The sequence below is a fragment of the Pseudomonas sp. LBUM1671 genome, assembly GCF_059695685.1.
This window is the reverse complement of sequence record NZ_CP166782.1, coordinates 383,204-400,628: the sequence shown is the minus strand read 5'-3', so window position 1 is coordinate 400,628 and position 17,425 is coordinate 383,204. Positions and strand designations below refer to the sequence as shown.

Sequence of the window (17,425 nt, the reverse complement as noted above, 5' to 3'; positions counted from 1 at the left end):
GTTGGCTGCCAAGAAAAAACCTGCACCCAAGCGTGGCGCCAGCCGTTACCAAGCTCCTGCAAAGCAACCGATCCCGGGCTGGCTGTGGATGGCCATCGGCCTGACGGTCGGCGCGTTCATTGTGTTCCTGATGAAACTGGAACCGGGCAAGGGCAGCGAGAGCGTCAAGCGCGAGAAGATCGAGCAGCAGAAAGCCAAGATCGCCGAGGCCAACAAGACCCCGCCGAGCCCGACGCAACCGGTGAAGCCGAAGTACGACTTCTACACGTTGCTGCCGGAATCGGAAGTCATCGTGCCACCGGATGCCGTACCGGAGAAAACCCTGCCGACGCCACAAGTGCCGGCGATTCCGACCACGCCGGTCACGCCCGAGCAAGCGGCGAAAATTGATACTGCGCGCGCTCAAGCGGCACTGGCCGGGATCACTCCGCCGCCAGCGCCACCGGTGTCCAAAGCAGCCCCGGTGACCAAGTTCTTCCTGCAGGCCGGTTCGTTCCGCAAGGAGGCTGACGCAGACAAGGTTCGGGCGCAGATCATTTTGCTGGGCCAGGCAGTGGCGGTTGAATCCGGCACGGTCAAGGACGAGACCTGGTATCGGGTTTTGGTTGGTCCGTTCAGCAATCGCGAACAGCTCACCACGGCGCAGAAACAACTGTCCGGCGCCGGCTTCAGCAACCTGTTGTTACAACAACGCCAGAACCGCTAATCTCCCGAAAACAACCTGCTTTTGTGGCGAGGGAGCTTGCTCCCGCTGGAGTGCGGAGCGCTCCCAATTCAGTCATCGCGGTTTGCCAGACAAACCGCGAAACCCGGATTTACGACTGCTTCGCAGCCGAACGGGAGCAAGCTCCCTCGCCACAGGCGATTCACCTGCACACTCCTTTGCAAACTGACACACCGCTCGTCCCCTCTCCCGTCCCGCAGTTGAAAAACGCATCACCACCCCCATATGAGTTGGCATAAGGCATTTTCGCCCCGCTGCGTGGAGACTCTCTCTTGACCACCATCGTTTCAGTTCGCCGCCACGGCAAAGTCGTCATGGGCGGCGACGGCCAGGTTTCTCTCGGCAATACCGTGATGAAAGGCAACGCGAAGAAAGTTCGTCGCCTGTACCACGGCCAGGTAATCGCCGGTTTTGCCGGGGCCACCGCTGACGCCTTCACTCTCTTCGAGCGTTTTGAAGGCCAGCTTGAGAAACATCAGGGCCACCTGGTTCGCGCCGCTGTCGAACTCGCCAAAGAATGGCGCACTGACCGCTCCCTCAGCCGCCTCGAAGCCATGCTCGCGGTCGCGAACAAAGACGCCTCCCTGATCATCACCGGCAACGGCGACGTGGTCGAACCTGAAGAAGGCCTGATCGCCATGGGTTCCGGCGGCGGTTACGCCCAGGCCGCCGCCAGCGCGCTGCTGAAGAAAACCGACCTGTCGGCCCGGGAAATCGTCGAAACCGCGCTCGGTATCGCCGGCGACATCTGCGTATTCACCAACCACACCTTCACCATTGAGGAGCAGGACCTCGCCGAGTAAGCCTGTTCCGGCCTAGCGCCACGGCTCACTTTTGCTAGAGGACCGCCAATTACTATGTCCATGACTCCCCGTGAAATCGTCCACGAACTCAATCGCCACATCATCGGCCAGGACGATGCCAAGCGCGCCGTTGCCATCGCGCTGCGTAACCGCTGGCGCCGGATGCAGCTGCCTGAAGAGCTGCGCGTTGAAGTAACACCCAAGAACATCCTGATGATCGGCCCGACCGGCGTCGGTAAAACCGAGATCGCCCGGCGCTTGGCCAAGCTCGCCAACGCGCCGTTCATCAAGGTCGAAGCGACCAAGTTCACCGAAGTCGGCTACGTCGGTCGCGACGTCGAATCGATCATTCGTGACCTGGCTGACGCGGCGATCAAACTGCTGCGCGAACAGGAAATGACCAAGGTTCGCCACCGCGCCGAAGACGCCGCCGAAGAGCGCATCCTCGACGCCCTGTTGCCGCCGGCGCGCATGGGCTTCAACAGTGATGATGCCCCATCGGCCGACTCCAACACCCGCCAGCTGTTCCGCAAGCGCCTGCGCGAAGGTCAGCTGGATGATAAGGAGATCGAAATCGAAGTCGCCGAAATGGCCGGCGTCGATATCTCCGCGCCACCGGGCATGGAGGAGATGACCAACCAGTTGCAGAGCCTGTTTGCCAACATGGGCAAGGGCAAAAAGAAAAACCGCAAGATCAAGGTCAAGGAAGCGCTGAAACTGGTGCGTGACGAAGAAGCCAGCCGCCTGGTCAACGATGAAGAGTTGAAGGCCAAGGCTCTGGAAGCGGTCGAGCAGCACGGCATCGTGTTCATCGATGAAATCGACAAGGTCGCCAAGCGCGGTAATTCCGGCGGCGTCGACGTGTCCCGTGAAGGCGTGCAGCGTGACTTGCTGCCCCTGATCGAAGGCTGCACCGTCAACACCAAGCTGGGCATGGTCAAGACTGACCACATCCTGTTCATCGCTTCCGGTGCGTTCCACCTGAGCAAGCCGAGCGACCTGGTGCCTGAGCTGCAAGGTCGTCTGCCGATTCGTGTCGAGCTGAAGGCGCTGACGCCGGAAGACTTCGAGCGCATCCTCAGCGAGCCGCACGCGTCGCTCACCGAGCAGTATTGCGCCTTGCTGAAAACCGAAGGCCTGGCCATCGAGTTCCAGCCGGACGGCATCAAGCGCATCGCCGAGATCGCCTGGCAGGTCAACGAGAAGACCGAGAACATCGGTGCCCGTCGCCTGCACACGTTGCTTGAGCGTCTGCTCGAAGAAGTGTCGTTCAGCGCCGGCGACCTGGCCAGTGCCCACGATGACAAGGTGATCCTGATCGACGCCGAATACGTCAACAGCCACCTCGGTGAATTGGCGCAAAACGAAGACCTGTCCCGTTATATCCTGTAGGTCTCATTCTGTGTGAGCGGGCTTCTGTGGCGAGGGAGCTTGCTCCCGCTGGGTCGCGCAGCGACCCCAAAATCGGCGAACGCGGTTTATCAGGAAGACCACGTTCTGCGGATTTACGACTGCTGCGCAGCCGAGCGGGAGCAAGCTCCCTCGCCACAGGATCACCCGCCAACACAGGGCCTCCATACAGACGGAAGATCGGCCCCATGACGACCCAACTCCCCACCGACATCAAACTGCACAAAGCCTCGAAAACCCTGTCGCTGAAATACGCGTCCGGCGAGGAACATCACCTGCCCGCCGAGTTCTTGCGCGTGCACTCTCCTTCCGCCGAGGTCCAGGGCCACGGCAATCCCATCCTGCAATTTGGCAAGATCGGCGTAGGCCTGACCAAGGTAGAACCGGCCGGTCAGTACGCACTGAAATTGACCTTCGACGACGGCCACGACAGCGGCCTGTTCACCTGGGAATATCTGTACCAGCTGGGCGTGCGTCAGGAGGCGCTTTGGAACGATTATCTTGCTGAGCTCAAAGCCGCCGGAAAAACCCGCGATCCGAACGAATCCATCGTCAAGCTGATGCTCTAGGTCAGCCCTCTTGCTCTTTAGAGGGCATTTTCTAATTCCATCTGTTTGAATGCTCCGCTCCTGGGTCAATGATTGGCCCGCTTGCGAAAAAAATTAAACTCGGGTAACCAATGGAACTGGCAAGTTCCCTGCAGTGCTCTCTGCCGTAAAAAGCAGCGATGCAGAATTAACGGTCACCCGAGCAGAAGTACCTGGCATTGGCTGTGTGAAAACACGGCTGGATCCAGGTACTCGTCTCAGGACAATGGAGCGTCGTAGATGAGTAACAAGAATAACGATGACTTGAAGTATCAAGCCTCGGAAAACACCTTGGGGCTGAATCCTGTCGTTGGGCTGCGTGGAAAGGATCTGCTGGCGTCTGCTCGTATGGTGCTCAGGCAGGCCATCAGACAACCGATTCACAGTGCCAAGCATGTCGCCCATTTCGGCCTTGAACTGAAGAATGTGTTGTTCGGTAAATCGGAGCTTCAACCGACCAGCGATGACCGTCGCTTCGCCGATCCGGCCTGGAGCCAGAACCCGCTCTACAAACGTTATCTGCAAACTTACCTGGCGTGGCGCAAGGAACTCCACGACTGGATTGACGACAGCAATCTGCCGCCCAAAGACGTCAGTCGCGGGCATTTCGTGATCAACCTCATGACCGAAGCCATGGCCCCGACCAACAGTGCGGCCAACCCGGCAGCGGTCAAACGCTTCTTCGAGACGGGCGGCAAAAGCCTGCTCGACGGCCTCTCGCATTTGGCGAAGGATCTGGTGCACAACGGCGGCATGCCGAGCCAGGTCAACATGGGCGCGTTTGAAGTCGGCAAGAGCCTGGGCGTGACCGAAGGCGCGGTGGTGTTCCGCAACGACGTGTTGGAATTGATCCAGTACCGCCCGATCACCGAGCAGGTGCACGAGCGACCGCTGCTGGTGGTGCCACCGCAAATCAACAAGTTCTATGTATTCGACCTGAGCCCGGACAAGAGCCTGGCGCGCTTCTGCCTGCGCAACAACGTGCAGACGTTTATCGTCAGCTGGCGCAACCCGACCAAGGAGCAGCGCGAGTGGGGTCTGTCGACCTATATCGAGGCGCTGAAGGAAGCGGTCGACGTGGTCACCGCGATCACCGGCAGCAAAGACGTGAACATGCTCGGTGCCTGCTCCGGCGGCATCACCTGCACCGCCCTGCTGGGCCACTACGCCGCGATCGGCGAGAAGAAGGTCAACGCCCTGACGTTGCTGGTCAGCGTGCTGGACACCACCCTGGACAGTGACGTAGCCCTGTTCGTCGATGAGCAGACCCTCGAAGCCGCCAAGCGCCATTCCTATCAGGCCGGTGTGCTGGAAGGCCGCGACATGGCGAAAGTCTTCGCCTGGATGCGCCCCAACGATTTGATCTGGAACTACTGGGTCAACAACTACCTGCTGGGCAACGAGCCGCCGGTATTCGACATCCTGTTCTGGAACAACGACACCACCCGGTTACCCGCCGCGTTCCACGGCGACCTGATCGAAATGTTCAAGAACAACCCGCTGATTCGTCCCGACGCACTGGAAGTGTGCGGCACGCCGATCGACCTGAAACAGGTCACGGCCGACATCTTTTCCCTGGCCGGCACCAACGACCACATCACCCCGTGGAAGTCCTGCTACAAGTCGGCGCAGTTGTTTGGCGGCAAGGTTGAGTTCGTGCTGTCCAGCAGCGGGCATATCCAAAGCATTCTGAACCCGCCGGGCAACCCTAAGTCACGTTACATGACCAGCACGGAAATGCCGGTTAAAGCCGAAGAATGGCAAGAGAATTCCACCAAGCACACTGACTCCTGGTGGCTGCACTGGCAGGCCTGGCAGGCCGAGCGTTCGGGCAAGCTGAAGAAATCCCCGGCGAGCCTGGGCAACAAGGCCTATCCGGCCGGCGAAGCAGCACCCGGCACTTATGTACACGAGCGGTAACCGACACACCCCTCCCTCTGTAGAAGGGAGCTTTTGTGGTGAGGGGATTTATCCCCGTTCGACTGCGAAGCAGTCGTAAACCAACGCACTCGGTGTAACTGATACACCGAGGTTGCAGGTTTTGGGGCGGCTTCGCCACCCAACGGGGATAAATCCCCTCGCCACAAATGCCCGCTCCCACAGGGGGGAATGGGGATGAATTAACCCACAGGGCCTGAAGCATGCCGCAACCGTTCATATTCCGTACCGTCGACCTGGATGGCCAGACCCTCCGCACGGCGGTACGCCCCGGCAAGCCTCACTTGACGCCCTTGCTGATTTTCAACGGCATCGGCGCCAACCTGGAGCTGGTGTTTCCGTTTGTCGCGGCGTTGGACCCGGACCTGGAAGTCATCGCCTTCGACGTACCCGGTGTCGGCGGTTCCTCGACGCCCAATCGGCCGTACCGTTTTCCGGGGCTGGCGAAACTCACGGCACGGATGCTCGACTACCTCGACTACGGAAAGGTCAACGTCATCGGCGTTTCCTGGGGCGGCGCCCTCGCCCAGCAGTTCGCGTACGACTATCCCGAGCGCTGCAAGAAACTCGTGCTGGCGGCCACGGCGGCCGGTGCGGTGATGGTGCCGGGCAAACCGAAAGTGCTGTGGATGATGGCCAGCCCACGGCGCTACATCCAGCCGTCCCACGTGATCCGCATTGCGCCGATGATCTATGGCGGTTCGTTCCGTCGCGACCCGACCCTGGCCGCCAGCCACGCAGCGAAAGTGCGTTCGGCGGGCAAGCTCGGTTACTACTGGCAGCTGTTCGCCGGGCTTGGCTGGACCAGCATTCACTGGCTGCACAAGATCCATCAGCCGACCTTGGTGCTGGCCGGCGACGACGATCCGCTGATCCCGCTGATCAACATGCGCGTGCTGGCCTGGCGGATTCCCAATGCTCAGCTGCACATCATCGATGACGGGCACCTGTTCCTGATTACCCGCGCCGAAGCCGTGGCACCGATCATCATGAAATTCCTCGAGGAGGAGCGTCAGCGCGCCGTGATGCACCCGCATCCGGCGCCATTGGGCGGTTAACCGGCCCATTGTCGGTCGGCAGGACGCCGTACCGCGCAACAACCCGCAACAGCGTCTATGGTGTTCTGGTTCGGTGTATTTGTATTTGGCTTGAAGACGAAGGAGTGTTGATTCATGCGCGAAAAACCAGCGAGGGACTTTTTGCCCACTCCCGCCGCGTTCATCAACGCACAGAGTGCGATCACCGGCCTGCGTGGCCGGGATCTGTTGTCGACCCTGCGCAGCGTTGCCGCCCATGGCCTGCGCAACCCGGTGCACAGCGCCCGACATGCCTTGAAACTCGGCGGCCAACTGGGCCGCGTGCTGTTGGGTGAAACCCTGCACCCGACCAACCCGCAGGACAATCGCTTCGCCGACCCGGCGTGGAGCCTCAACCCGTTTTATCGCCGCAGTTTGCAGGCCTACCTGAGCTGGCAGAAGCAGGTCAAAAGCTGGATCGACGAAAGCAACATGACCCCGGACGATCGCGCTCGCGCCCACTTCGCGTTCGCCTTGCTCAACGACGCCGTGGCGCCGTCCAACTCCCTGCTCAATCCGTTGGCGATCAAGGAGATCTTCAACTCCGGCGGCCACAGTCTGGTGCGCGGCATCAGCCACTTGTTCGATGACTTCCTGCATAACGACGGCCTGCCCAGACAAGTCACCAAGCACTCTTTCGAGGTCGGCAAAACGGTCGCCACCACCACCGGTTCCGTGGTGTTTCGCAACGAACTGCTGGAGCTGATCCAGTACAAGCCGATGAGCGAAAAGCAGTATTCCAAACCGCTGCTGGTGGTGCCGCCGCAGATCAACAAGTACTACATTTTCGACTTGAGCCCGCACAACAGCTTCGTCCAGTTCGCCCTGAAAAACGGCCTGCAGACGTTCATGATCAGCTGGCGCAACCCGGATGTGCGTCACCGTGAATGGGGTCTGTCGACCTACGTCGAAGCGGTGGAAGAAGCGATGAACGTCTGCCGCGCGATCACCGGTGCTCGCGAGGTCAACCTGATGGGCGCTTGCGCCGGCGGGCTGACCATCGCCGCGCTGCAAGGCCACTTGCAGGCCAAGCGGCAACTGCGGCGGGTGTCCAGCGCGACGTATCTGGTGAGCTTGCTCGACAGTCAGATGGACTCTCCGGCGACTCTTTTCGCTGACGAACAGACCCTGGAAGCCGCCAAGCGTCGTTCCTATCAGAAAGGTGTGCTGGACGGCCGCGACATGGCCAAGGTCTTTGCCTGGATGCGCCCCAACGATTTGATCTGGAGTTACTTCGTCAATAACTACCTGTTGGGCAAGGAGCCGCCAGCGTTCGACATCCTCTACTGGAACAACGACAACACGCGCTTGCCAGCGGCCTTGCATGGCGACCTGCTGGACTTCTTCAAGCACAACCCGCTGGGTCATCCGGGCGGACTGGAAGTGTGCGGCACGCCGATCGACTTGCAGAAAGTCACCGTCGACAGCTTCAGCGTGGCCGGTATCAACGACCACATCACGCCGTGGGATGCGGTGTATCGCTCGACATTGCTGCTGGGTGGCGAGCGACGCTTCGTGCTGTCCAACAGCGGTCATGTACAGAGCATCCTCAACCCGCCGTCGAACCCGAAAGCCAACTTCGTCGAGAGCACGAAACTGAGCAGCGATCCACGGGCCTGGTATTACGACGCCAAGCAAGTCGACGGTAGCTGGTGGACGCAATGGCTGGGCTGGATTCAGGAACGCTCGGGTGCGCAAAAAGAAACCCACATGACCCTCGGCAACCAGAACTATCCACCGCTGGAGGCGGCACCCGGCACTTACGTTCGTGTGCGCTGACTGATAACGAACCACGGCACACGTCTGCCGTGGCATGACTCGACCATTAAGAAGACTGGATGAAAACCCGCGACCGGATCCTCGAATGTGCCCTGCAATTGTTCAATCAGAAGGGTGAACCGAACGTTTCCACCATGGAAGTTGCCAACGAAATGGGGATCAGCCCGGGCAACCTCTACTACCACTTCCACGGCAAGGAACCGCTGATTCTCGGATTGTTCGAGCGTTTCCAGGCCGAGCTTGCGCCACTGCTTGATCCGCCGGCCGATGTGGAATTGGCGCCGGAGGATTACTGGCTGTTCCTGCACCTGATCGTCGAGCGGCTGGCCCACTACCGGTTTCTGTTTCAGGACCTGTCGAACCTGGCCGGGCGCTTGCCGAAACTGGCCAAGGGAATCCGCAACCTGCTCAATGCACTGAAGCGCACGCTGGCTTCATTGCTGGCGCGATTGAAGGCTCAGGGGCAGTTGGTCAGCGACACTCAAGCGCTAGGGCAATTGGTGGAGCAGATCACCATGACGCTGCTGTTCTCGCTGGACTACCAGCGGATTCTTGATCGCGAGGGTGAAGTGAGGTTGGTGGTGTATCAGATCATGATGCTGGTGGCGCCGCATTTACTGCCGCCGATCAAGGTCGCGACTGAGCAACTGGCGCTGCAATACCTGGAAGAACACGAGTAACCCCTGAACACCGCCGCCCCCCTGTGGGAGCTAGCCTGCTAGCGATAGCGATTATCCGTCGACATTGTTGTGACTGATGAACCGCTATCGCTAGCAGGCTAGCTCCCACAGGGGCTGCGGTGTTTGCAGATCCGTGCACAAACAAAAACGCCCGACCTTTGCAGGCCGGGCGTTTTCTTGAGCCCTGAAAATCAGGACTGACTGGTTGGCGTCGATGGAGCTGGCGCGGCAGTCGGGGTTACAGCAGGGGTCGGCGCGGCAGCAGAGTTCGAGGTGCTGGCCGGAGTCGGCGAGGTTGCCGGTTTGGCGGCAGCCACTGCTGGTTTTGGTGCGGCAGCTTTAGGAGCGGCCGGTTTTTTCACTGCTGGCTTCTTCGCTGCGGCAGGTTTTGCCGCTGGCTTGGCTGCCGGTTTGGCCGCTGCAGTTTTAGCAGCCGGTTTAGCGGCAGCTGTTTTAGCCGCTGGTTTTGCTGCGGCTTTGGCGGCGACCGATTTGACCGCTGCCTTGGCTGCAGCAGGTTTAGCGGCGGCAGTTTTGGTAGCGGACTTGGCTGCGGACGCAACTTTCGACGCGGCTTTGGCGACCGGTTTAGCGGCAGCCTTGGCCAGTGGTTTAGCAGCAGGTTTGGCCGCTGCAGTTTTCGCCGCAACAGGCGCCACCTTGGCGCCAGTGAGTTTTTCGATTTGCTTGGTCAGGGTATCGACCTTGCTGTGCAGCGCTTTCACTTCATTGCGGCTCGGCACACCCAGGCGCGAAATGGCGCTGTTCAGGCGCTTGTCGAAAGCCCCTTCCAGCTCATCCCACTTGCCCAGCGCACGATCTTTCACGCCGCTGATGCGCGACTTGGCCGACGAAGCGGAATCCTTGACGTCATCGACTTTCTTGCCGACTGCGCTCTTGGTCAGCTTCTCGGCTTTCTCGCCGTCTTTAACCAATGTATCGAAGAGTTTGCTGCCGTCAGTGTCGATCTTCGAGTACACGCCTAAACCAGCCAGCCAGATCTTGCGGGAGTAGTCTTCGACTTTCCCAATCCACGAGCTGCCTTCTTTTTCGGTGTTCTTTTTACCAGCCATCCCGTTCTCCTTAAGATTTACGCGCGACGCGTTCGAGCAATGCCGTCAGCTCATCGAGCTTAGCAGAGAGTGTCTCAACGTCATGTTTAGACGGAATGCCGATACGATTCAAGGCACTTGCGACACGCGAGTCAAAAGCCTTCTCGACCTTGTCGAGTTGAACTTCGACCTTGGCTTTGAAAGTGCTCACTTCACTCTTGGCTTCATCGATCTCTGAGTTAGCCGCTTCAAGTTTCTCGGCAACTGCTTTTTTGCCTTTGGTTTCAACAGTTTGACCAGCCTTGATCAACTCTTGAAAGTACTCGCTGCCCTCTTGGCCAACCTTGGTGTAGGCCCCCAGGCCTGCCAGCCAGATCTTGCGGGCATAGGATTTGACGTCGCCCAGAGCAGTGGTCGATGCGTCGATTTTTTTCTTCAGAATAACTTTGGCCATGGTGCACCTCACGCGCAGAAGGTTTGAGGAACTGCCCGCGAAAGTGTCGGGCTCAGGCACAAAGTAGGGAGAAAAATTAGAAACGGCACCCTAACAACTGACATAAAATTTCGGACACACCACAAAACAAATGTGGGAGCTAGCCTGCTAGCGATAGCGATTTATCCGTCGACATTGTTGTTGACTGATGAACCGCTATCGCTAGCAGGCTAGCTCCCACAGGGGCCTCAATTCGAAATCAGACCAGAGCCTTATCAAGAGCCTTTTCGATTTCCGATTTGATCATGCCGCTCATGGCCGACATCATCAGGCCCAACTCCACATCGACGCGGATCGAATCTTCACCGACATGCACCGCGCCTTTAACACCGGAGCGCTTGAGGTTCAGCACATCGCCGGACCACTGCGGCTCCAGGCCATATTGATCGGACAGTTTCTGCGCCAACTGGTCGGCCTTCTCGCGGGCCGCTTCCTTGCCCAGGCCGTGGGCACGTTCAACACTAATACGGGCCATCGAATGACTCCTGCTTTATGAATGCTTTCCTGAAGCATCTTGACCGCTGCTGCGGCAAAACGTCCCGGTGGTTGCCTATCTTACCTGCAGCCTTGCCAAGACAAAGCAGGCCACCGGGATTAGAATGTCCCGCATTCTCTTTTGGTGACAGCGATATGACTGATCAGCGCAAAGGCAGCGATGCCGAACCCACCACTCACTTCGGCTTCAAAAACGTTCCGGAAAGCCAGAAAGCGGAAAAAGTCGCTGAGGTTTTTCACTCGGTAGCGGCCAAGTACGACTTGATGAACGACCTCCTGTCGGGCGGCATGCACCGCCTGTGGAAGCGTTTCGCGATCGAGCTGTCGGGCGTTCGCACCGGTAACCGCGTGCTGGACATCGCTGGCGGCACGGGCGACCTGACCAAGAAATTCTCGCACCTCGTGGGTCCGACCGGCCAGGTGGTGTTGGCCGACATCAACGAATCCATGCTCAAGGTCGGTCGTGACCGCCTGCTGGACCTGGGTGTGGCCGGCAACGTCGAATTCGTTCAGGCCGACGCTGAAAAGCTGCCGTTCCCGGACAACCATTTCGACTGCGTGACCATCGCCTTCGGTCTGCGCAACGTGACGCATAAAGAAGACGCCCTGCGCTCGATGCTGCGCGTACTCAAGCCAGGCGGCCGTTTGCTGGTGCTGGAATTCTCCAAACCGACCAACGCGCTGATGTCCAAAGCCTACGACGCTTACTCGTTCGCCTTCATGCCGCTGATGGGCAAGCTGATCACCAACGACTCGGAAAGCTATCGCTACCTGGCCGAATCGATCCGCATGCACCCGAATCAGGAAACCCTGAAGTCGATGATGGTCGAAGCCGGCTTCGACCGCGTGACTTACCACAACATGACCGCAGGTATCGTCGCCCTGCACCGCGGCATCAAACCCTGATGCTGCTGGCCGGCCTGCTCGCCAGCGTTGAACTCGGTCTGAACCGGGTGCTGCGTCTCGACAGTACGGCGCTGCCGCGGCTGGCGCATTTGAGCGGTAGAGTGATTGCCGTCGATTGCCGCAGCCCGGCGCTGCAACTGTTCATTTTGCCCAGCGACGAAGGCCTGATGCTCGCCTCCCACTGGGAAACCGGCGCCGATTGCACCTTGCGCGCACCGGCTTCAAGCCTGTTGAAACTGGCGATGAGCAAGGACAAGACTTCGGTGCTGCATGGCCCGGAAGTCGAGCTTGACGGTGACAGCGGCGTACTGCTGGAACTGGCGGCGGTCCTTCAGGACCTTGAGCTGGACTGGGAGTACGAACTCTCGCGCTGGCTGGGGCCTGTGGCCACGCAACTGGTCAGCGGGCACCTGCGCAGTCGCGCACGCTGGTATCAGCAAGGCTTCGCCAGCCTGAATCAGAATCTGGGCGAATACCTGGCCGAAGAATCGCGCACCCTCGTCGGTCAGCGCGAAGCCGAAGCCCGTTTCAGTGAACTGGACCAGATCAAGCTCGATCTGGAACGTCTCGAGGCGCGTTTCGAGCGCCTTTCCCGATCCCTCGACCCAAGCGATAACGCATGAAGCTGCTTGCCGTCCGCCGTTTGTTGCGCATCCAGCGCGTTGTGATTCGCTACCGCCTCGATGACCTGTTGTTCGCCCTGCCGCTGCCCTGGTTTCTGCTGGCGCTGCGCTATGCGTTGCCGTGGCGCTGGTTCCCGCGCAAGACGCTGGACCTGAGCCGTGGCGCACGCTTGCGCCTGGCGTTGCAGGACCTTGGGCCGATTTTCATCAAGTTCGGGCAGATCCTTTCGACGCGCCGCGACCTGCTGCCCGAAGACATCGCCGATGAGCTGATGAAGCTGCAGGACCGCGTGCCGCCGTTCGACTCGCAGGTGTCGGTCAACCTGATCGAAGAGCAGCTCGGCAAGAAGATCAGTGAGGTCTTCAGCCGCTTCGACGTTGAACCGCTGGCCTCGGCCTCAGTAGCGCAGGTGCATGCCGCGCAGCTGAAAACCGGCGAAGAAGTCGTCGTCAAAGTCATCCGCCCGGGCTTGAAACCGATCATCGCCCAGGACCTGGCGTGGCTGTTCATCCTCGCCCGCGCCGCCGAAAAGCTCTCGGCCGACGCGCGCCTGCTGCACCCGGTGGACGTGGTCCTGGACTACGAAAAAACCATCTATGACGAACTCGACCTGCTGCGCGAAGCGGCCAACGCCAGCCAATTGAAGCGCAACTTCGACGGGTCACCGCTGCTGTATGTGCCGCAAGTCTATTGGGACTGGTGCCGGCCAAAAGTGCTGGTGATGGAGCGCATCTACGGGATTCAGGTGACCGATCTGGCGACCCTGGCCGACCAGCGCACCGACATGAAAATGCTCGCCGAACGCGGTGTGGAAATCTTCTTCACCCAGGTGTTTCGCGACAGCTTTTTCCACGCCGACATGCACCCGGGCAACATCTTCGTCAGCACCGTAAATCCGTGGAGCCCGCAGTACATTGCGATCGACTGCGGCATCGTCGGCAGCCTGACCCCGGAAGACCAGGATTACCTGGCGCGTAACCTGTTCGCGTTCTTCAAGCGCGATTACCGGCGTGTGGCGCAATTGCACATCGATTCGGGCTGGGTACCGGCGGAAACCAAACTCAACGAATTCGAAGCAGCGATCCGTACGGTGTGCGAACCGATCTTCGAAAAACCATTAAAAGATATTTCATTCGGTCAGGTGCTGATGCGCCTGTTCCAGACCGCTCGACGCTTCAACATGGAAGTGCAACCGCAACTCGTGCTGCTGCAAAAAACCCTGTTGAACATCGAAGGCCTGGGCCGTCAGCTGTACCCGGATCTGGATTTGTGGAACACCGCGCAGCCGTTCCTCGAACGCTGGATGCGCGAGCGCGTCAGCCCCAAAGCCTTGCTCGGCAACGTGCAGAGCCAGTTCGAACAGATTCCGCACCTGACCAACATGGCCCGCGACCTGCTTGAGCGCATGTCCCAACCCCACGCCAACGACCCGCCACCACCGTGGCACAAGCGCAAGGACGACTGGTTCCTGCGTCTGCTCGGCTGTGCGCACCTGGCCGGCGGCACCATACTCGCGGCGGGCGGGCCGTTGAACGAACTGGGCCACTGGCCGGCCGGCCTCATGGTGGCCGTCGGTTTGTATCTGGTCGTTCGCCGATAGCCAGAGCCACCGCACGCTGGCACACTGTTTCAACGCTTGGGTTCTGCTCATGAAGTGTGGAACCCGCTGTCGGAGTCGAAGATGAAAAACTGGCTGGACGAGATCAAGTGGGACGCCGACGGCCTGGTGCCGGCGATTGCCCAGGATCACAAGACCGGGCGCGTCCTGATGATGGCCTGGATGAACCGCGAAGCACTGGAACTGAGCGCGGCCGAAAACCGTGCCATTTACTGGTCACGTTCCCGTGGCAAGCTGTGGCGCAAGGGCGAAGAGTCCGGCCATGTGCAAACGCTGCATGAGATGCGCCTGGACTGTGACGCCGACGTGATCATTCTGATGGTCGAGCAGATCGGCGACATCGCCTGCCATACCGGCCGCCAGAGCTGCTTCTATCGCGTCTTCGAGAACGGCGACTGGAAAACCGTCGACCCGGTGCTCAAAGACCCGCACGCCATTTATTCCACAGGACACACCCATGAGTGACACCCTGACCCGTCTGGCCGAGGTGCTGGAAGAGCGCAAAGGCGCCGCCGCCGACAGCTCGTATGTCGCCAGCCTGTACCACAAAGGCTTGAACAAGATTCTGGAAAAAGTCGGCGAAGAGTCGGTCGAAACCATCATTGCCGCCAAGGACGCCGCCATCAGCGGTGACTGCAGCGATGTGATCTACGAGACCGCCGATTTGTGGTTCCACAGCATGGTCATGCTCGCCCAACTGGGGCAGCATCCACAGGCTGTACTCGATGAACTGGACCGTCGTTTCGGTCTGTCCGGACACGCCGAGAAAGCCTCGCGCCCGTCCGCCTGAATAACTATTAGAGAGGAGCAGCAACATGGGCATTTTTGACTGGAAACACTGGATCGTCATCCTGGTTGTTGTCGTTTTGGTGTTCGGCACCAAAAAACTGAAAAACCTCGGCACTGACGTGGGCGAGTCGATCAAGGGCTTCAAGAAAGCCATGAACGACGACGAAAAACCGGCCGATCCGACTGTTACTCCGGCCCAACCGGTGCCACCGGTTCAGCCACAGACCACGCAGTCCGTGAACCAGCCGCACACCATCGACGTGCAGGCGCAAAAAGTCGAAGAGCCGATCCGCAAAGACGTGTGAGCACTGAATAATGTTTGGTATCAGCTTCTCTGAACTGCTGCTCGTCGGCCTCATCGCCCTGCTGGTGCTGGGTCCCGAGCGTCTGCCGGGTGCTGCGCGCACCGCCGGCCTGTGGGTCGGTCGTCTGAAGCGCAGCTTCAACGCGATCAAACAGGAAGTTGAACGTGAAATCGGTGCCGACGAGATTCGTCGGCAACTGCACAACGAGCACATTCTGTCGCTGGAGCAGGAGGCGCGGAAGATCTTCACGCCGACCCAGCAGGAAGCCACACCGGTCCAACCGGTTGAGCCCGTGGCGGAGCAGACGATTCATGCACCTGCCTCCGAGCCTGCGCCTGTCACAGCAGCTGTAGAACCTGCCCCCGTTGTTGCAACGCCACCGCTTGAACCTGCCACGCCTGCGGCTGCGCCTGTTGCGCCGGCCCCTCATGACCCAACACTGCCGCCGCGAGCCCCATGAGCGATCTTCCTGAAAACGACCAGCACATGCCGCTGGTTTCGCACCTCACCGAGTTGCGTACCCGCCTGCTGCGTTGCGTAGCGGCGATCTTCATCATCTTCGCCGGGTTGTTCGCCTTCACCCAGCAGATCTACACCTTCGTCTCGACGCCGCTGCGCCAATACCTGCCGGTCGGTGCGACGATGATCGCCACCGACGTGTCGTCGCCGTTCCTGACACCACTGAAGCTGACCATGATGGTTTCGCTGTTCCTGGCGATTCCGGTGATCCTGCATCAGATCTGGGGCTTCATCGCGCCGGGCCTGTACAAGCATGAGAAGCGCATCGCCGTGCCGTTGCTGGTGTCCAGCATCATGCTGTTCTATGCCGGTATGGCGTTCGCCTATTACCTGGTGTTCCCGTTGATCTTCAAATTCTTCGCCGCCGCCACCCCGGCCGGCGTGGAAATGATGACCGACATCAGCAGCTACCTCGATTTCGTCATGACGCTGTTCTTCGCCTTCGGCGTGGCGTTCGAGATCCCGGTGGCCGTGGTGCTGCTGGTGTGGATCGGTGTGGTCGACGTCAAATACCTGAAGAAAATCCGCCCGTACGTGATCATCGGCTGCTTCGTGGTCGGCATGATCCTGACGCCGCCGGACATCTTTTCGCAGACGCTGTTGGCTGTACCAATGTGGCTGCTGTTCGAGATCGGCATCCTGTTTGGCGGCCTGATCAGCAAACGCGGCGAGCACCCGGACGACCAGCCGGTCGACGATCACAACGACCAGCCGCCAGCGACCCAGCCGTGAACCTGCTGCTCCTCGAAGAGGCCGACTTCATTGCGGCCGACCGGGTGATCCTGCGCGATCGCCGGTTGACGCACATGCAGGAAGTCCATCGTTGCGAAGTGGGTGACAGCATGCGCGTCGGACGTATCGGCGGGCTGATGGGCTCGGCCGAAGTGTTGCGTCTGGACGCCGATGAAGCCGAACTACGCGTCTCCCTCGACCAGCCGCCACCGGCCAAGCTGCCACTGACCCTGGTATTGGCCCTTCCGCGCCCCAAAATGCTCCGTCGGGTGTTCCAGACCGTGGCCGCCATGGGTGTGCCGCGAATCATCCTGGTGAACAGCTATCGCGTCGAGAAGAGCTTCTGGCAAACGCCGTTTCTGGAGCCGGAGGCGATTCGTGAGCAATTGATCCTCGGATTGGAACAGGCGCGGGACAGCGTGCTGCCGGAAATCGTCATCGAGAAGCGCTTCAAACCCTTCGTCGAAGATCGTCTGCCGGCCATATCCGAAGGCACCCTTGGCCTGGTGGGTCACCCCGGCAACTACCCGCCCTGCCCCCGCGGCCTGGACGAGCCGGTAACCCTGGCCATCGGCCCTGAAGGCGGCTGGATTCCTTACGAAATCGACCTGCTGGCCAAGTCCGGCCTGCAACCGGTACAACTCGGCGAGCGCATCCTGCGCGTCGAAACCGCCGTCACCGCGCTGCTCGCCCGGCTTTTCTAAGTTCAAACATGGTCCCTGTGGCGAGGGGATTTATCCCCGTTGGGCAGCGAAGCGGCCCCAGCGTCTTTCCAGATAAACAAAGTAGTCCGGATATACGACTGCTTCGCAGCCGAACGGGGATAAATCCCCTCGCCACAGATTCTTGCTGACTGAAAATTGTCTTAGATGAACAGCATTACCACACCACAGGT

At 59.8% G+C, this 17,425-nt stretch carries 20 protein-coding genes; 17 read left to right on the top strand and 3 right to left on the bottom strand.

The genetic code is table 11. The features are described 5' to 3' along the window. Window position 1 precedes the first annotated feature (1 nt). The 8 genes from ACA060_RS01875 to ACA060_RS01840 all read left to right on the top strand — a co-directional run bounded on the left by ACA060_RS01875 (window position 2) and on the right by ACA060_RS01840 (window position 8,997). A complete protein-coding gene (locus ACA060_RS01875; protein WP_109627561.1) occupies window positions 2–706 on the top strand; it encodes an SPOR domain-containing protein in 705 nt (234 codons plus the stop codon). A 290-nt stretch (window positions 707–996) separates the two neighbouring features. Beyond that, window positions 997–1,527: an ATP-dependent protease subunit HslV gene (hslV, locus tag ACA060_RS01870; RefSeq protein WP_007899242.1), complete on the top strand. Its 531-nt coding sequence runs from the start codon at window positions 997–999 to the stop codon at window positions 1,525–1,527. A 54-nt stretch (window positions 1,528–1,581) separates the two neighbouring features. Continuing rightward, window positions 1,582–2,919, top strand: coding sequence for an ATP-dependent protease ATPase subunit HslU (hslU, locus tag ACA060_RS01865; protein ID WP_109627557.1), 1,338 nt, complete (start codon window positions 1,582–1,584; stop codon window positions 2,917–2,919). A gap of 206 nt (window positions 2,920–3,125) precedes the next feature. Beyond that, window positions 3,126–3,506, top strand: coding sequence for a gamma-butyrobetaine hydroxylase family protein (locus ACA060_RS01860; RefSeq protein ID WP_109627556.1), 381 nt, complete (start codon window positions 3,126–3,128; stop codon window positions 3,504–3,506). 258 nt (window positions 3,507–3,764) lie between these two features. After that, window positions 3,765–5,444 (top strand): class II poly(R)-hydroxyalkanoic acid synthase, encoded by a 1,680-nt coding sequence (phaC, locus tag ACA060_RS01855; RefSeq protein WP_109627554.1) that lies wholly within the window; start codon window positions 3,765–3,767, stop codon window positions 5,442–5,444. A 221-nt stretch (window positions 5,445–5,665) separates the two neighbouring features. Beyond that, complete coding sequence (phaZ, locus tag ACA060_RS01850) at window positions 5,666–6,520, top strand: poly(3-hydroxyalkanoate) depolymerase (protein WP_084322545.1); 855 nt, start codon at window positions 5,666–5,668, stop codon at window positions 6,518–6,520. Window positions 6,521–6,634: 114 nt separating this feature from the next. Continuing rightward, a complete protein-coding gene (gene phaC, locus ACA060_RS01845) occupies window positions 6,635–8,317 on the top strand; it encodes a class II poly(R)-hydroxyalkanoic acid synthase (protein ID WP_497315057.1) in 1,683 nt (560 codons plus the stop codon). Between the two features lie 59 nt (window positions 8,318–8,376). Beyond that, window positions 8,377–8,997 (top strand): TetR/AcrR family transcriptional regulator, encoded by a 621-nt coding sequence (locus ACA060_RS01840; RefSeq protein ID WP_033055348.1) that lies wholly within the window; start codon window positions 8,377–8,379, stop codon window positions 8,995–8,997. Between the two features lie 191 nt (window positions 8,998–9,188). On the opposite strand, the gene ACA060_RS01835 is transcribed toward ACA060_RS01840, so the two are convergent. From ACA060_RS01835 to ACA060_RS01825, 3 genes are all read right to left on the bottom strand, one after another. Next, window positions 9,189–10,070, bottom strand: coding sequence for a phasin family protein (locus tag ACA060_RS01835; RefSeq protein WP_109627549.1), 882 nt, complete (start codon window positions 10,068–10,070; stop codon window positions 9,189–9,191). Window positions 10,071–10,080: 10 nt separating this feature from the next. Beyond that, complete coding sequence (locus tag ACA060_RS01830) at window positions 10,081–10,503, bottom strand: phasin family protein (RefSeq protein WP_497315055.1); 423 nt, start codon at window positions 10,501–10,503, stop codon at window positions 10,081–10,083. A gap of 238 nt (window positions 10,504–10,741) precedes the next feature. Then, window positions 10,742–11,017: a polyhydroxyalkanoic acid system family protein gene (locus ACA060_RS01825; RefSeq protein ID WP_497297044.1), complete on the bottom strand. Its 276-nt coding sequence runs from the start codon at window positions 11,015–11,017 to the stop codon at window positions 10,742–10,744. 155 nt (window positions 11,018–11,172) lie between these two features. Between ACA060_RS01825 and ubiE the strand changes: the two genes are divergently transcribed. The 9 genes from ubiE to ACA060_RS01780 all read left to right on the top strand — a co-directional run bounded on the left by ubiE (window position 11,173) and on the right by ACA060_RS01780 (window position 17,234). Beyond that, the gene (gene ubiE / locus ACA060_RS01820) at window positions 11,173–11,943 is read left to right on the top strand and encodes a bifunctional demethylmenaquinone methyltransferase/2-methoxy-6-polyprenyl-1,4-benzoquinol methylase UbiE (protein ID WP_007948968.1); all 771 of its coding nucleotides are present in this window, start codon (window positions 11,173–11,175) and stop codon (window positions 11,941–11,943) included. Beyond that, window positions 11,943–12,566 carry a ubiquinone biosynthesis accessory factor UbiJ gene (locus ACA060_RS01815; protein ID WP_497315053.1) on the top strand — a complete coding sequence of 208 codons (624 nt, stop codon included), beginning with the start codon at window positions 11,943–11,945 and terminating at the stop codon, window positions 12,564–12,566. The genes ubiE and ACA060_RS01815 overlap by 1 nt, the downstream gene beginning before the upstream one ends. Next, a complete protein-coding gene (gene ubiB / locus ACA060_RS01810; protein ID WP_497315051.1) occupies window positions 12,563–14,167 on the top strand; it encodes a ubiquinone biosynthesis regulatory protein kinase UbiB in 1,605 nt (534 codons plus the stop codon). Before ACA060_RS01815 ends, ubiB begins: the two co-directional genes overlap by 4 nt. Window positions 14,168–14,248: 81 nt before the next feature. Next, a complete protein-coding gene (hisI, locus tag ACA060_RS01805) occupies window positions 14,249–14,650 on the top strand; it encodes a phosphoribosyl-AMP cyclohydrolase (protein ID WP_497315049.1) in 402 nt (133 codons plus the stop codon). Then, a complete protein-coding gene (locus ACA060_RS01800) occupies window positions 14,643–14,975 on the top strand; it encodes a phosphoribosyl-ATP diphosphatase (protein ID WP_008047820.1) in 333 nt (110 codons plus the stop codon). The genes hisI and ACA060_RS01800 overlap by 8 nt, the downstream gene beginning before the upstream one ends. A gap of 25 nt (window positions 14,976–15,000) precedes the next feature. Then, window positions 15,001–15,279: a twin-arginine translocase TatA/TatE family subunit gene (locus ACA060_RS01795; protein ID WP_010464483.1), complete on the top strand. Its 279-nt coding sequence runs from the start codon at window positions 15,001–15,003 to the stop codon at window positions 15,277–15,279. A 10-nt stretch (window positions 15,280–15,289) separates the two neighbouring features. After that, window positions 15,290–15,739: a Sec-independent protein translocase protein TatB gene (gene tatB, locus ACA060_RS01790; RefSeq protein ID WP_497315047.1), complete on the top strand. Its 450-nt coding sequence runs from the start codon at window positions 15,290–15,292 to the stop codon at window positions 15,737–15,739. After that, window positions 15,736–16,530: a twin-arginine translocase subunit TatC gene (gene tatC / locus ACA060_RS01785; protein ID WP_084322536.1), complete on the top strand. Its 795-nt coding sequence runs from the start codon at window positions 15,736–15,738 to the stop codon at window positions 16,528–16,530. The genes tatB and tatC overlap by 4 nt, the downstream gene beginning before the upstream one ends. Beyond that, a complete protein-coding gene (locus ACA060_RS01780; RefSeq protein ID WP_109627540.1) occupies window positions 16,527–17,234 on the top strand; it encodes a 16S rRNA (uracil(1498)-N(3))-methyltransferase in 708 nt (235 codons plus the stop codon). The genes tatC and ACA060_RS01780 overlap by 4 nt, the downstream gene beginning before the upstream one ends. The last annotated feature ends 191 nt before the right edge of the window (window positions 17,235–17,425 follow it).